The following is a 15,206-nucleotide window of genomic DNA, read 5'->3' as shown; positions in this document are numbered from 1 at the left end:
TGTGCTGAAATGGTGGGGCGTCACAAGATTTCGGACTTGTGCCAATTCGATTAAAAGTCAACTGGCTCTACCGACTGAGCTAACGCCCCCATTTCAGGCATTGTACAAAAGAGGATGGTGGGGCGTACAAGATTCGAACTTGTGACCAATTGATTAAAAGTCAACTGCTCTACCGACTGAGCTAACGCCCCCATACTCTCTGTCCAACGGCACGGTATATTACTGATTTATTTGTCAGGTGCAATGATTATTTCAAAAAAACTTGTTCAAACGCTTACAATTCACTCACTTAGCCCCGTTTGAGCCATATTCTCTCAGTGCGGGGCTATTTTATGAACAACGGTACTGTCTGCCCGGTTATAAACCAGACAATTTTTTCTCAGCTAATTTCGCACCGGTTGAACCGGGATATTTCGCGATAACTTGCTGATAGATGGCCTTTGCCTTCGCTTTATCCCCTTTCTCCTGCATAATCAATCCGACTTTATAGAAGGATTCACCTGCTTTCTGAGATTTCGGCCAGTTTTTCACCACAGAAGCAAAATACGCCACAGCGTCATCTTTTTTGCCTTTGTTGTAATTCATCTGACCTAACCAATAATTGGCATTAGGAAGATAACTCGACTTTGGGTAGCTTTTAATAAAACTCTGAAATGCGCCGATTGCACCATCGTAATCTTTGGTGTTCATCGCCATATTCACCGCGGCATTATAGTCATCTTTCTCATTGCCCTTACTTGCAGCAGCATCAGGTGCAGAGGTATCCGCAGGTACAGCAGCGGCAGACGCCGAATCACCACCTGCAGATGATCCGCTGTCTGTTGATGCACCATTCGATGTGCCGCCGGAAAGAGTATCCAGCTGTGAGAAAAGTTCGCGTTGGCGCTCCGTCAACTGATTCAGTAAATACTGACTCTCCTGGATTTGCCCGCGCAGTGTATCGATATCACGCTGGTTATCCATGACTTGTTGCTGGAGTTGAGTTAATAGCTGACCATGCGCATTAGAAATGCGCTCGAGCTGTACGAGGCGGTCATCAGTGGAGCCTGAGCCGATATTGATGATGGGTGCCTGAGCAATAGCGGCCCAGGGGGCCGCTACACCTATCAATAACGACAGACTCACCATCAGGCGTCTGAAGTTACTTTTCATGTATATCTCTTAGTATACCAGTACTGCGCGACGATTTTTCGCGTAGTCAGCTTCGGTGTGACCCAGAACTGCTGGTTTTTCTTTACCGTAAGAAACGATAGAGATTTGTTCACCGTTCACGCCTTTACCCTGCAGATACATCTTAGCAGCGTTAGCACGACGTTCGCCCAGTGCGATGTTGTATTCCGGAGTACCACGCTCATCAGCATGACCTTCAACAGTCACTTTGTAAGACGGGTTGTTACGCAGGAATGCAGCGTGCGCGTCCAGCAGCTGTTGGAATTCAGGAGAAATGTCGTATTTGTCGAAACCGAAGTATACGATATTGTTGTTCTGAAGTTCCTGAAGTTGCTGGCGAGCCAGATCTTCAGCTGACATACCAGTGTTTGCGCTATTGTCGACAGTGCCCGCATCAGCCTGGTCGTTTTTGTTAGAACTACATGCAGCGACGGCCAGAACAGGTAAAGCTATCATCAGCCCTTTAAGCACTTTGTTAAGTTGCATCTCTTTGATCCTTTTATAATTTGCCATACATATTTTAATGCATCACAGATACGGCGACCAGGCAGGGAATTTAACCTGTCCGTCAGTCGCCGGAAGACGCGCTTTGAAACGCCCGTCGGTCGAAACCAGCTGCAATATAGTTCCCATACCTTGCGAGGAGCTATAAATAACCATAGTGCCGTTTGGTGCGATACTTGGCGTTTCATCTAGGAACGTATCCGTTAAAATCTGGAAATTGTTCGCTACTAGATCTTGTTTGGCGATATGCTGTTTCCCGCCGCCTGAACTGACCATTACCAGGAAACTACCGTCAGAACTGACGTCGCCGTTCTGGTTCTGAGTCCCATCCCAAGTCAGACGTTCGGGAGCACCGCCATTAATATTGACCTTATAGATTTGCGGACGACCAGCCTGGTCAGATGTAAAGGCTAACGTCTGGCTGTCCGGCATCCATGAAGGCTCAGTATTATTACTACGACCATCTGTTACCTGACGCATCTGGCCTGAGCCGAGATCCATCACATACAGATTCAGACTACCGGATTTCGATAACGCAAATGCCAGTTTAGAACCATCCGGTGAAAATGCCGGTGCACCATTGTGACGCGGGAATGACGCAACCTGGCGAACTTGTCCGCTGGACAGGTTCTGGATAACCAGTGCTGAGCTTCCGCTTTCAAAGGTAACATACGCAATTTTTTCACCATCCGGTGACCATGCCGGAGACATCAGAGGCTCCGGTGAACGGTGAACCGTGAACTGGTTGTAACCATCATAGTCAGATACACGCAGCTCATAACGATAGCCGCCGCCGTTCTTCACTACCACATAAGCGATACGCGTGCGGAATGCGCCACGGATACCGGTTAATTTCTCAAAAACTTCATCACTGGCAGTATGCGCCGCATAACGCAGCCACTGCTTTGTCACTTTAAACTGGTTCTGAGCAAGCACACTGCCCGGAGCACCTGAGGTATCCACTAACTGGTAGCTCACCAGATAATTACCGTCAGCACCAGGCTGAACCTGACCGACAACAACGGCATCAATACCCAGTGCTGTCCAGGATTCCGGAACCACTTCGGACGCGGTTCCCGGTAACTGAGGCATACGGGCCGGGTCAATCGGATTAAATTTTCCGCTGTTACGTAAATCAGCCGCAACAATGGCACCAATCTCTTCAGGTGCACTACCGCCACCTGCCATCTGGAAAGGCACAACACCAATAGGACGCGCTGAATCAACACCCTGTGTTATCTCGATACGAACTTCAGCCTGAGCAACTGCCGCCCACAGCATCAGAAAACCGAGCATATATTTAACTGCCTGCTTCATTTTCTCTCCCTTGTTGCGCCAATGCCCGCGTGAAATAAGTATTTTAACAAACGTTCCTAACCAAAACCAGATATCGTCACAAAAACCCATTGTTAACGCAATCCTTCCCGGTTATTCCCCGTTGTATCACATCTTTCACTTCGGTTTAAAGTCCACTTTCGAATTTTTGAATGCCCGCCAGACTGCATCACTCGGCGGTGCCGGTATACGAGCCTGCTTGGTTGCAGTCACTGCCGCAGTACAGAGTGCAGGGTCACCGCCCACTGCTTTGACATCAATTAACGACCCTTTGTTCGTAATATTGATCTCTAATGTACATGTTTTGCCGCTGTAAAGGTCAGCATTATAAAATTTTGCCTGAATCGCCAACTGAACCTGCGTCATATAGCCGTTCATATCGGCATCAGAGTTTGTACCGCTCTTTTTACCACCGCCCTGACCGGCAGCGGATGCACCGCCGCTTTCTGTCCCCGGCGCATTAGACGCTAATCCGCCCAAGAGGTCATCCACTTCGCTGGCTTGTTTCTTTGAAGCCGCTGCTTTAGCTTTTGCTTCTTTTGCAGCCTTTTCTTTAGCGGCTTTTTCTTTGGCGTCTTTTTCAGCTTTTGCTGCTTCGGCTTTCTCAGTTTTTTCTTTTACGGCTTTTTCGGCTTTCGCCTTTTCTTCTTCTGCCGCTTGTAGTGCAGCCGCTTTTTCATCTGACTTTTTCTTCGCCAGCGCCTGCTCTTTTATTACGTTTTCTTTTTCAGCCTGCGCTTTGGCAGCGGCTGCTTCTGCAATTTTTTGCTCTTCTTTCGCTTTTTTCAGTGCGTCCTGAGCTTGTTTCTGCTGTTCTTCAGCTTCTTTTTTCTGATCGTCGACCTTTTGCTCAGTTTTCAGACGCTCTTCTTCAATGGCTTTTAAACGTTCCTGCTCACGCGATTCTTTCTGACGTAATTCTTCTTCCTGCTGCTTCTCTTTTTTCTCGCGCTGCGACTTAGCCTGTTTTGCGTTTGCCTGTTGTTGTTGCTGCTGATTGAAATTTTCAACCATCGCGTTCGGATCAACCATAATAGCGTCGATCACCTGCCCGCCTTCACCGCCGCCCATCAGTCCTGATTTGGTAACAAATGATCCCCAAATCACCAGCGCAACCAGCAGAAGGTGCAACACAACAGATGTGATGACAGAACGATTTAATTTATCTTTACGCTCTTTCAGCTTTCTCACGCTTAATTCCCTAACACACTGAGTGAAAACAACGGCATAACAAACCTTACATCGGTTTCGTCATCAGACCTACAGATTTCACTCCGGCCTGTTTCAGAATATTCAGACCATTAATAATCTCTTCATAAGGCACATCTTTAGCTCCGCCGACCAGGAAAATCGTTTTCGGATCTTCCGCCAGGCGTGCTCTTGCCTCAGCAATAATTTGTTCTTCCGGCAGTAACTCCAGACGATCCTGTTTTACCACCAGGGTATATTGCCCCACTCCGGATACTTCCAGAATAATCGGCGGATTATCATTGGTCGATACCGCCTGAGAATCGGAGGCATCAGGGAGATCCACTTCCACACTCTGACTGATTATCGGCGCCGTTGCCATGAAGATAAGCAACAACACAAGCAACACGTCCAGTAAAGGAACAATGTTAATTTCAGATTTCAGCTCCCGCTTGTGTCTGCGTTGACGTGCCATAATAATCTCCGGCCTTATTTCTTATCAGCAGATGCAAACGCCTGGCGGTGTAAAATCCCCAGAAACTCTTCGCTGAAGTTATCGTAGTTCTGTTCTAATTTATTCACACGGTTATTCAGACGGTTGTAGGCCATTACCGCAGGGATTGCCGCAAACAGACCAATTGCTGTTGCAATCAGTGCTTCTGCGATACCCGGTGCCACCATCTGTAATGTTGCCTGTTTTACCGCACCTAATGCGATAAAGGCGTGCATAATTCCCCAGACTGTCCCGAACAGACCGATATACGGGCTGATAGAGCCGACAGTTCCCAGGAACGGAATATTGTTTTCCAGGTTTTCCATTTCACGGTTCATCGAAATGCGCATCGCACGCGCCGCGCCGGTTTCAACCGCTTCCGGGGAATGAATATTTGCCTGATGCAGACGGGCAAACTCTTTAAAGCCGGAGTGGAAAATTTGTTCTGTGCCGCTTAATTCGTCACGACGCGCCTGGCTCTCTTTATAGAGACGGGACAGTTCGATACCTGACCAGAATTTGTCTTCAAACGCTTCCGCTTCACGCGTTGCAGCATTCAGGATTTTAGTCCGCTGAATAATAATTGCCCACGATGCAACAGAAAAGCCCAGCAATACCAGCATGATAAATTGCACGAGGTAACTTGCTTTCAGGAATAAATCCCAGATATTCATGTCAGTCACTGCTTAAACTCCGCGACAATAGACTCGGGAAGCGCTATCGGCTTCATTAAAGAAATATTCACGCAGGCGACAAGTACCTCTGCGCGACATAAAAGAGTTCCGTTTTTATGCATAAGTGTTTGCGTAAATGTCAGGGACGCGCGGCGAATCTCTGTAATCGCGCTTTGTACCTCTAACAGGTCGTCTAACCTTGCCGGATGATGATAATCGATAGTTAATTTACGAACCACAAACCCAATCTGCTCTTCCAGCAGTCGCTGCTGATGAAAGCCCCGTGCCCGTAACATTTCAGTTCTGGCCCGCTCAAAAAACGCAGCATACTGCCCGTGGTACACAACACCACCAGCATCAGTATCTTCGTAGTAAATCCGTACCGGCCAACTAAACATTGAATATCCCGCAACTAACTCTTATCAGCAGACTTGCCCTGCAAACTATACGTGAAGACCAAACGTATTGAAAATGCTTAGTACGTAAAGATAAGAAAAGCCCGTTTGTCCGCGCGCTAATCATACTCGCCTTTATGCAACACGCAAGCTCATTCAGAGGTTGCCGTGAAAAAATATTTTGTTACGAATTACAATATGTTAGCGGCGTTACTTTCGCCTTCAGCCGCTATCATTAAACACTTATTAAAAGACATTTATCCTCACGAATACGCAAAAATCCGGATAATTCCGGATTTTTGTGCTACCGATTTATTTACCAAACAATCTAACTTATTGTAATACCATAAATAAAATCCGTTTATCTTTATTTTACAGAAACTAATTTTCCGTCCTGTTTTACAGGTCAGAACAGCCGTACTCACGCCGGTTATAATGCCAGTGGTGTTTCATGCAGATAATGCCACTGCCACATTTCATCATCATTTTTGGTCAGGATCACCACAGAACGCCGTACTGTTGTCACCCCGGAGAAGTGCTGAGTTTCAAGATAACGCATCGCAAGTGTATTTTCTGTCCGGCTGACACATTCATAATCTGATGTCTCTATCGGCGCACCCTGTTTCTGTCCCTGCATCCGCGTAAATACTGCCGCCACGGTGTCATGATCAACAACCGCCCCGCTAATCCCTGTCATAGAAAAATCATCGGTAAAGTGCGTCAGTAAAGTGTGCAGTGCTGCTTTACCTTCCTCACCCGGTGTGGTGAAAACCTGATAAATCAGTTCGTGAACGATATTGATACTATTAACCGCTTGCTGAATGTCAGGATGGCTCATGAGATGTCTCCGAGGCAGATTCTGCCGGTTTTAATGATGAACGATAGCGGGTGCGGCATAAAAAGATAAGCGGGATAAGCCCAATCACTGCCGCACATAAGAAAGTCATTTTAAATGCGTTTTCCGGGATGATGATATTCAGCGTCTGATACAGCGTCATTAATAACGCCGCACCGATACTGAATACAATTTGCCGGTTAATATTCCAGATAACACTGGCTTTTATCAGCTGAGCATCACGAAAATCATACAGCGCTGTGGTCTGGGCGCAGTTAGCTGCGATACCGCCGCCGGTTCCGGTAAGAAGATAGATAAGTCCGATAAACCAGAGCGGTGTATTCACGTCAGTCAGGGCAAACAAAGCTATCCCGCCGCTGTGCAATAACAGGCTGATGAAAAAGAGCCGCCCTGCGCCTGCTTTGTTGTAAAGCGCACCGCTGACCAGCATCGATACCAGCGCGCCCGCTGCATACAGCAGCATAAAGGCACCGGTGACACTGGTTGTCAGGTTAAGAACTGTTGTCAGGTAAAAAATAGCCAGGATATTCACCCCGGTAAACACACCGGGCACCGCATAATAGACCGCGACAGATAACCACAGCCGGGTATTTTTCAGCAGCGCAAGGTCAATAATTGCCTGCGGATCCCGTTGGTAATGGCGATAATAGAGCCGCGCACTCAGCAACATCAGCGCAGCGAGTGCCAGTGCACCACTGATATTGTGATACTCCCCGTAGAGTGACAGGGCAATCAGCAGTGATGCCAGTACAATGCTGACCAGCAAAAGCCCTTTAAGATCCGGCGCCGGGCATGTGGCTGTTTTCGGCTCCTTTATCCAGCACCACGCCAGCAGCGCGGTAAGCAGCGCAAACGGCGCATTAACATAAAACACCGGACGCCAGCCCGCCACATCAACAATCAACCCGCCCAGCATCGGTGACAGCGCAGGTGCTATCAGGGCGATCATCATAATAATAGTGGAAATCTTACTGCGCTCATGTCCCTGAAAATACTGAAATGTCAGAGATTGTCCGACAGGAATAAGTAATCCGCCCGCCACGCCTTGTAAAAAGCGCCAGGTGATCAGGGATGTGAATGAATCCGCCCCGCCCGCCAGTACGGCAGTCACCGCAAACAGCAGCATCGAGAAGGTCATCAGTTCACGTATCCCGAAACGGTCAGCCAGCCAGCGGCTCAGCGGAATGATCAGGGTCAGCCCGAGAATATAGCTGTTCGCCACCCAGGTAACGGAAAGTGATGAAACCTGCAATGACGCCGCTATGGCCGGTAATGTAATGGCAGACATAAAAATGTTGATGCAATCAATAAAGAAGCCCAGTAAAAAAATCAGGGCGACGCGATAACGATAGGTCATAATTTCCTCCGGTCAGCAGTGTAAAAGTTGTTGACCTGCGGCGTCTATGCGTCAATATAAACAATATTGTTTGGTAAAATTAAACAAACCTATGCTGACATCTGTTGAAAAAATTAATACCTTTATATACGTGGTGGATACCGGGTCATTTACCCGCGCGGCAACCCGTCTGAATTTAAGCAAGTCGATGGTGAGTCTGCATATCAAAGCCCTGGAAACGGAGCTGAACACCACACTGCTGCACAGGACAACACGCCAGTTTACCCTGACTGAGTCCGGTCATGCGCTGTATCAGCAATTCAGACCGCTGTTACAACAGTTTGACAGGGCGCTTGACGCGGTAATGGCGGGCACAACTCAGCCACAGGGCACTCTGCGTTTCAGTGCCACTGCTGAATTTGGCGGGCAGTTTCTGCTGCCGCAGCTTCCGGCATTCCGGATGCAGTATCCGCTTATTCAGCTGGATTACCGGGTCGATCATACCCTGAGTGATTTGATTGCCCAGAAACTGGATGTGGTACTGCGGCTCGGCACACTGAGCGACAGCGGGTTGCGTTACCGCAGACTGGCTGATTTTCCGGTATGTTATGTGGCAACACCGGACTTTATCCGCCGCTATCAGGTAACGGATAACAGCGATCCCGCTTTACTGCCGTTTATCGCCAACAGTAATCTGTTAAGTCAGAGCGCCTGGCGTCAGCATCTGCCTGCCTCTGACAATACCGCGTTTGTGTCCAATTCGATTCAGGCCATCCGCACCATGACACTGGCACATCAGGGATACAGCCTGCTGCCGGTCTGGTATATAAGAGAGCAATTGATACAGGAAGAATTAGTGCCGGTCTTTACACAGCGGGATACGCCGGATCAAAGCATCAATATGGTATTCCCGCCTGCGGCACATCTGGCGCAGAAAGTGCGGGTATTTATCGACTATTTTGTCCGGTATTTCAGTGAGAATGCAGAGCAGCTGCGCTATCCGTGAGACAAAAAAAAAGCCGTTCAGATGAACGGCTTTTTTAATGAAAAACGACTTTATCAGCTAAAAAAGTGATAAAGGCCGTAAGCCAGGATCACAATGGCGGGAATGGGATGAAAGATAATCTTCCAGACTGCGCGTTTCGGATGAAAAGCGGTGCCGAAAACTGCACCGCTGCATACGGCCCAGATCATCACTAACCCCTGCCAGATTTGTAGTGAACTGGTATTCGCCGCAAAACGCGACGGATCCCAAATCACACAAAATGCCAGCCCCAGCGCCATGATGAGGACAAGGGCCCGTAAGGGACCCTTATCCAGTAGTTGGTAAGATTTATCCAACATACGTCTTATTCGCCTGACGCGGCTTTGTCTTCATTATGCTCAATGGCCAGTGCTGCAATAATTGCAATACTGCATGCCAGGAGCGTTCCGAGGATCCATGCAAAATACCACATATGCGTCTGCTCCTTAGTACAGTGAATGTTTGTTGTCTTCGATGAAGGATTTATCCATACGACCCGCCATCTTCACGTAACACCAGATAGTGTACAGAAGAACGGTTGGTACAAAGATAATCGCAACAACTGTCATTACCTGAAGGGTAAGCAGACTGGATGTTGCATCCCACATGGTCAGACTGACGTTCGGGTCAATGCTTGAAGGCATGATGAACGGGAACATCGCTGTACCACAGGTCAGGATCACCCCGGCAATAGTCAGTGCAGAGAACAGGAATGCAAACGCACCTTTATCCAGACGGGTGAACAGAACCACCAGCAGCGGAGACACCAGGCCGACAGCAGGCAGGATCCACAGGATTGGATGGGCAGTAAAGTTTGCCATCCATGCGCCCGCTTCCTGAACCACTTCTTTCGTCACCGGGTTGGAAGGACCGAAATGATCCAGGTCAGATACGACACGGAAACCTTCGATACCACCCCACATCAGCCACGCACCGGCCACAGCGAACAGAACAAATGTCAGCAATGCGGTAATGGTGGTTGCTTTGCGCGCACGCAGGTGTAATTCACCGGTAGTACGCATCTGCAGGTAAGTCCCGCCGTGCGCCACAATCATCATCAGACTGATTAAGCCGGCTAACAGACCATACGGGTTCAGAAGACCGAAGAAACTGCCTGCATAAGAAACCTGCAGATTCGAGTTCACTTCAACCGGCACACCCAGTAACAGGTTACCGAATGCCACACCGATGACTAGTGACGGAACGAAACTGCCGATAAAAATACCCCAGTCCCACATACCGCGCCATTTTGGTGATTCCAGTTTTGAACGATAGTCAAAACCGACCGGGCGGAAGAATAATGCCGCCAGGACCAGAATCATTGCGATATAGAAGCCTGAGAATGCAGCAGCGTAGACCATCGGCCATGCAGCAAACAGTGCACCACCTGCGGTGACCAACCATACCTGGTTGCCCTCCCAGTGCGGCGCTAAGGTATTAATCATGATACGACGTTCTGTATCACCTTTGCTGATAATCGGCAGCAAAATACCCACACCCATATCAAAACCATCAGTCACAGTGAAGCCAATCAGCAGAACGCCGATCAGTATCCACCATACAAACCGTAATATTTCATAATCAAACATAAGTGGGCTCCTGTTTACTTAGCGTCTTGTGCCGGTGACGTTTCAAAGTGATAACGGCCGGTTTTTAAGCTGCTTGGACCAAGACGTGCAAACTTGAACATCAGGAACATTTCAGCAATCAGGAATAATGTGTACAGACCGCAGATCAGCGCCATAGAGAACAGAATGTCTCCGGCTGCCAGATTCGACGTTGCATATGCTGTTGGTAATACTTCACCCACAGCCCATGGCTGACGGCCATATTCAGCAACGAACCAGCCTGCTTCAACACCAATCCATGGTAACGGAAGGCTCAGCAGTGATGCACGCAGTAACCATTTTGATTTACCAACACGGTTACGCAGAACACTCAGGAACGCCAGACCCAGAACAATCAGCATCAGACCACCAGCGGCAACCATGATACGGAATGCCCAGAACAGTGGGGCAACGCGCGGAATGGAGTCCTTCGCAGCCAGTTTGATTTGTTCTTCTGATGCATTACCTACATCATCAGTATAGCGTTTGAGCAGTAAACCATAACCGAGGTCTTTTTTGCTCTGATTAAATGCATCACGCACAGCAACATCAGTATTACCCTGACGCAGTTGCTGTAACAGATCGTAAGCAATCATACCGTTACGGATACGGACTTCATGCTGTGCCATCAGGTCGCGCAAACCAAGAACCGGTGTATCAATAGAACGCGTCGAGATAATCCCCATCAGATACGGGATTTCAATAGAGAAACTGTTCTCCATTTTGTCCTGATTCGGGAATGCGATCACGTTAAATGAAGCCGGAGGCGGCTGAGTATGCCATTCGCCTTCAATCGCAGCCAGCTTGGTTTTCTGCACGTCACCCATTTCATAACCGGACTCATCACCCAGTACAATAACGGATAACACTGCAGCGATACCAAAACTTGCCGCAATGGCGAAAGAGCGTTTTGCGAATGCAATATCACGGCCTTTCAGCAGATACCATGCACTGATAGCCAGGACGAAAACAGCACCTGTACAGTAACCTGCAGCAACGGTATGCACAAATTTAACCTGTGCAACCGGGTTGAGAACCAGCTCAGAGAAACTTAACATTTCCATACGCATGGTTTCAAAGTTGAAATCAGCTGCAATCGGGTTTTGCATCCAGCCGTTTGCAACCAGAATCCACAGTGCAGAGAAGTTAGAACCAATAGCAACGAACCAGGTTACCATCAGATGCTGCTTCTTACTGAGACGATCCCAGCCGAAGAAGAACAGACCAACAAATGTGGATTCGAGGAAGAATGCCATCAGACCTTCGATTGCCAGAGGCGCACCGAAGATATCACCAACATAGTGAGAGTAGTATGACCAGTTAGTCCCGAACTGGAACTCCATAGTCAGACCTGTAGCAACACCCAGGGCAAAGTTAATACCAAATAACTTACCCCAGAACTTTGTCATATCTTTATAGATTTGCTTACCGGACAGGACATACACAGTTTCCATGATCGCTAACACAAAGGACATACCTAATGTTAGCGGTACAAATAAAAAGTGATACATCGCTGTTAAGGCAAACTGTAATCTCGACAGTTCGACAATATCAAACATCTTGACTCCTTGCTCCTAGCAGGAAGACACCGACATGCGGCAACCCAAGCTTTCCTGAAGAAAGAAAGCAACATAACTACCAGCAATAAATGCCTCTAAATGCAATAACAAATTAGTAACAAAAAAAAACACCTAAATAGACACCCTAATAATAGTACGCTTATATTTGCACACAATAAACCGCTTTTACGTGATTCAGATTGGAATTCTGATGTTATATCAAATAATGCACATGGTAGTCATTTTCGGCTATTTTGATCTGACCCAATTTAATCAAACTTCCAAAATAATGCCAGCGCAATAGATTGATTTATGTCAATTTTTCCGACCAGTGTTAATCAATATCGCATATATATCGTCTGCGTTATTTTATTGTTAATGCAATGTACACGAAAATATAACTAAACTGAAAAATAACAATAATAAACGCACCTTTAATTAACGTTTTATTTTCATTAATATTCCTGGTTAATTCCATTACCGGGGTAATTCAATAATAAATAAATTATCACTAAAACTGTTATCGCTCTTTTGTATTAAGATACAAATCCGCTCATTTTGGGCGGGAAAAACAAGTATAAATCAATATGATAAAAAACGCCCTTTTATACCTGAGACTGTTTGTGTTGTAAACGACACAACCGAGGTTATGAGACAATTGAGAAAATGACTGAATGTAACAAGAACAACCGGAGGGTATTGAGATAAGTCGTAAAAAGAGTAAAAACGTACCGGTTCCCCTTACCGGGGTCAGATCAAAAAACAACCTGAGCCTATATTTCACGGCTCAGGTTGCGATATATACCCTTATTCATTCAAACTGCAGGTTCGTTGGCTGCATCCTGAATATCGCCGGGTATAGCAAGCAGTCAGATACGCAATTGATACACAATTGATACACAGCTACTTGCTGAGGATAGCTTTCACTGCCTCACCAATATCAGCCAGGCTGCGGACTGTTTTTACGCCTGCGGCTTCAAGGGCGGCAAATTTTTCATCTGCGGTTCCCTTCCCGCCGGCAATAATCGCTCCGGCGTGCCCCATTCGTTTGCCCTTAGGTGCAGTCACACCCGCAATATATGCCACAACCGGCTTTGTGACGCTCTCTTTAATAAAAGCAGCCGCTTCTTCTTCCGCACTGCCGCCGATTTCACCGATCATCACAATCGCTTCTGTTTGCGGGTCATTCTGGAACATGCGCAGAATATCAATAAAGTTAGATCCCGGAATCGGGTCGCCACCGATACCCACACAGGTAGACTGTCCCAGACCGGCATCCGTCGTCTGTTTCACCGCTTCATACGTCAGCGTACCGGAACGGGACACAATGCCCACTTTACCCGGCAGATGGATATGGCCCGGCATAATCCCGATTTTGCACTGTCCCGGGGTAATAACGCCCGGACAGTTCGGACCGATCATCCGGACACCCGCTTCATCCAGCTTCACTTTTACCGTCAGCATATCCAGGGTCGGGATACCTTCGGTAATAGTGATAATCAGCTTAATACCGGCATCAATGGCTTCCAGAATGGAGTCTTTGCAAAAGGGTGCAGGGACATAAATAACCGATGCGGTCGCACCTGTGGCTTCTACCGCTTCACGCACAGTATTAAAGACCGGCAACCCTAAATGTGTGGTTCCGCCTTTGCCCGGCGTCACACCACCGACCATTTTGGTACCGTAGGCAATCGCCTGTTCAGAGTGGAAAGTCCCCTGGCTGCCTGTGAATCCCTGACAGATAACCTTGGTATTTTTATCGATTAAAATAGACATTATTTCGCTCCCACTGCTGCAACAACACGTTCCGCAGCATCCGTCAGGCTGGTTGCCGCAATAATATTCAGACCACTTTTCGCCAGCTTCTCAGCGCCAAGCTCCGCATTATTACCTTCCAGACGCACAACAACCGGCACATTGACACCAACGTCTTCAACCGCACCGATAATCCCGTCTGCAATCAGGTCACAGCGGACGATTCCGCCGAAAATATTAACAAATACCGCTTTAACATTTTCATCGGACAAAATGATTTTAAACGCTTCAGTGACGCGCTCTTTGGTCGCACCACCGCCGACATCCAGGAAGTTAGCCGGCTCGCCGCCGTGCAGTTTAACAATGTCCATGGTGCCCATCGCAAGACCTGCGCCATTCACCATACAACCGATATTACCGTCCAGCGCAACATAGTTCAGTTCCCACTGCGCGGCCTGTGCTTCACGGGCATCTTCCTGAGACGGATCATGCATTTCACGCAGTTCCGGCTGGCGGTACAGTGCATTACCGTCAACGCCTAATTTACCGTCAAGGCAGATAAGCTGATCGTCTGAGGTGATAACCAGCGGGTTTATCTCCGCCATCGCCAGATCGCGCTCCAGGAACAGGGTCGCCAGACCCATGAAAACATTAGTAAACTGGTTAACTAACTTTCCGGTTAAACCCAGCTTAAATGCCAGCTCACGCCCCTGATACGGCATCGGACCGGTCAGCGGGTCAATCACCGCTTTATGAATAAGCTCCGGTGTTTCGTGAGCCACCGTTTCAATCTCAACGCCGCCTTCCGTTGACGCCATAAAGACCACACGACGCGAACTGCGGTCAACAACGGCGCCCAGATAGAGCTCTTTGGCGATATCTGTCGCACTTTCCACCAGTATCTGATGAACCGGCTGACCCAGCGCATCTGTCTGATAGGTCACAAGGCGCTTGCCTAACCACTGTTCGGCAAATGCACGAATTTCTTCTTTGGTTTTTACCAGTTTCACGCCACCCGCTTTACCACGGCCCCCGGCATGAACCTGACACTTGACGACCCACGGACCGCCGCCGATTTTTGATGCTGCTTCTTCTGCTTCACGGGGTGTGGAGCAGGCGTAGCCTGCCGGTGCAGGTAATCCATACCGCGTGAAAAGTTGTTTTGCCTGATACTCGTGTAAATTCATGATGTTCTATCCATTATTTTGTCTGATGAGAGCGGACTCTCTTATTGTTGTTGCCTGGATAGCACCGGTTTCCCGGCGCAGGGACACAGATTCACTAATGCGAGTTCAGCCGGGCGGGTTTTA

General features: G+C 48.0%; 16 protein-coding genes and 2 tRNA genes. 1 reads left to right on the top strand and 17 read right to left on the bottom strand.

The window, feature by feature from the left end; translation table 11 throughout:
* Positions 1 to 10: 10 nt before the first annotated feature.
* From AYY16_RS18875 to AYY16_RS18825, 11 genes are all read right to left on the bottom strand, one after another.
* A tRNA-Lys gene (locus AYY16_RS18875) sits at positions 11 to 89 on the bottom strand.
* Positions 90 to 115: 26 nt separating this feature from the next.
* Positions 116 to 191: transfer RNA gene (locus AYY16_RS18870), tRNA-Lys, on the bottom strand.
* A 166-nt stretch (positions 192 to 357) separates the two neighbouring features.
* Complete coding sequence (gene cpoB, locus AYY16_RS18865; RefSeq protein ID WP_067370333.1) at positions 358 to 1,152, bottom strand: cell division protein CpoB; 795 nt, start codon at positions 1,150 to 1,152, stop codon at positions 358 to 360.
* 9 nt (positions 1,153 to 1,161) lie between these two features.
* The gene (pal, locus tag AYY16_RS18860; protein ID WP_067370330.1) at positions 1,162 to 1,656 is read right to left on the bottom strand and encodes a peptidoglycan-associated lipoprotein Pal; all 495 of its coding nucleotides are present in this window, start codon (positions 1,654 to 1,656) and stop codon (positions 1,162 to 1,164) included.
* Between the two features lie 42 nt (positions 1,657 to 1,698).
* Positions 1,699 to 2,991: a Tol-Pal system beta propeller repeat protein TolB gene (gene tolB / locus AYY16_RS18855; RefSeq protein WP_067370376.1), complete on the bottom strand. Its 1,293-nt coding sequence runs from the start codon at positions 2,989 to 2,991 to the stop codon at positions 1,699 to 1,701.
* Between the two features lie 135 nt (positions 2,992 to 3,126).
* A complete protein-coding gene (gene tolA, locus AYY16_RS18850) occupies positions 3,127 to 4,200 on the bottom strand; it encodes a cell envelope integrity protein TolA (protein ID WP_067370326.1) in 1,074 nt (357 codons plus the stop codon).
* A 46-nt stretch (positions 4,201 to 4,246) separates the two neighbouring features.
* Positions 4,247 to 4,672, bottom strand: coding sequence for a colicin uptake protein TolR (tolR, locus tag AYY16_RS18845; protein WP_067370323.1), 426 nt, complete (start codon positions 4,670 to 4,672; stop codon positions 4,247 to 4,249).
* A gap of 14 nt (positions 4,673 to 4,686) precedes the next feature.
* Complete coding sequence (gene tolQ / locus AYY16_RS18840; RefSeq protein ID WP_067370319.1) at positions 4,687 to 5,373, bottom strand: Tol-Pal system protein TolQ; 687 nt, start codon at positions 5,371 to 5,373, stop codon at positions 4,687 to 4,689.
* Complete coding sequence (ybgC, locus tag AYY16_RS18835; RefSeq protein WP_067370316.1) at positions 5,370 to 5,762, bottom strand: tol-pal system-associated acyl-CoA thioesterase; 393 nt, start codon at positions 5,760 to 5,762, stop codon at positions 5,370 to 5,372. The genes tolQ and ybgC overlap by 4 nt, the downstream gene beginning before the upstream one ends.
* A gap of 427 nt (positions 5,763 to 6,189) precedes the next feature.
* On the bottom strand, positions 6,190 to 6,597 hold the full coding sequence (locus AYY16_RS18830; protein WP_067370313.1) for a hypothetical protein: 408 nt from the start codon (positions 6,595 to 6,597) through the stop codon (positions 6,190 to 6,192).
* On the bottom strand, positions 6,584 to 7,972 hold the full coding sequence (locus tag AYY16_RS18825) for an MFS transporter (protein ID WP_067370310.1): 1,389 nt from the start codon (positions 7,970 to 7,972) through the stop codon (positions 6,584 to 6,586). The genes AYY16_RS18830 and AYY16_RS18825 overlap by 14 nt, the downstream gene beginning before the upstream one ends.
* 46 nt (positions 7,973 to 8,018) lie before the next feature.
* Between AYY16_RS18825 and AYY16_RS18820 the strand changes: the two genes are divergently transcribed.
* A complete protein-coding gene (locus AYY16_RS18820) occupies positions 8,019 to 8,957 on the top strand; it encodes a LysR family transcriptional regulator (protein WP_223861110.1) in 939 nt (312 codons plus the stop codon).
* Positions 8,958 to 9,010: 53 nt separating this feature from the next.
* On the opposite strand, the gene ybgE is transcribed toward AYY16_RS18820, so the two are convergent.
* From ybgE to sucC, 6 genes are all read right to left on the bottom strand, one after another.
* Positions 9,011 to 9,295, bottom strand: coding sequence for a cyd operon protein YbgE (gene ybgE / locus AYY16_RS18815; protein ID WP_067370306.1), 285 nt, complete (start codon positions 9,293 to 9,295; stop codon positions 9,011 to 9,013).
* 5 nt (positions 9,296 to 9,300) lie between these two features.
* Positions 9,301 to 9,408, bottom strand: a complete 108-nt coding sequence (gene cydX / locus AYY16_RS18810; RefSeq protein ID WP_067370303.1) for a cytochrome bd-I oxidase subunit CydX — start codon at positions 9,406 to 9,408, stop codon at positions 9,301 to 9,303.
* A gap of 13 nt (positions 9,409 to 9,421) precedes the next feature.
* Positions 9,422 to 10,564: a cytochrome d ubiquinol oxidase subunit II gene (cydB, locus tag AYY16_RS18805; protein WP_067370300.1), complete on the bottom strand. Its 1,143-nt coding sequence runs from the start codon at positions 10,562 to 10,564 to the stop codon at positions 9,422 to 9,424.
* A gap of 14 nt (positions 10,565 to 10,578) precedes the next feature.
* A complete protein-coding gene (cydA, locus tag AYY16_RS18800; RefSeq protein WP_067370297.1) occupies positions 10,579 to 12,141 on the bottom strand; it encodes a cytochrome ubiquinol oxidase subunit I in 1,563 nt (520 codons plus the stop codon).
* A 903-nt stretch (positions 12,142 to 13,044) separates the two neighbouring features.
* Complete coding sequence (gene sucD / locus AYY16_RS18795; protein ID WP_067370294.1) at positions 13,045 to 13,917, bottom strand: succinate--CoA ligase subunit alpha; 873 nt, start codon at positions 13,915 to 13,917, stop codon at positions 13,045 to 13,047.
* Positions 13,917 to 15,083 carry an ADP-forming succinate--CoA ligase subunit beta gene (gene sucC, locus AYY16_RS18790; RefSeq protein ID WP_067370290.1) on the bottom strand — a complete coding sequence of 389 codons (1,167 nt, stop codon included), beginning with the start codon at positions 15,081 to 15,083 and terminating at the stop codon, positions 13,917 to 13,919. The genes sucD and sucC overlap by 1 nt, the downstream gene beginning before the upstream one ends.
* Positions 15,084 to 15,206: the final 123 nt, after the last annotated feature.

This window comes from Morganella psychrotolerans (genome assembly GCF_001676155.1).
GTDB classification, from domain to species: domain Bacteria; phylum Pseudomonadota; class Gammaproteobacteria; order Enterobacterales; family Enterobacteriaceae; genus Morganella; species Morganella psychrotolerans.
The sequence above is the reverse complement of the archived record's forward strand: the minus strand, read 5'-3'. Positions and strand labels throughout refer to the sequence as shown.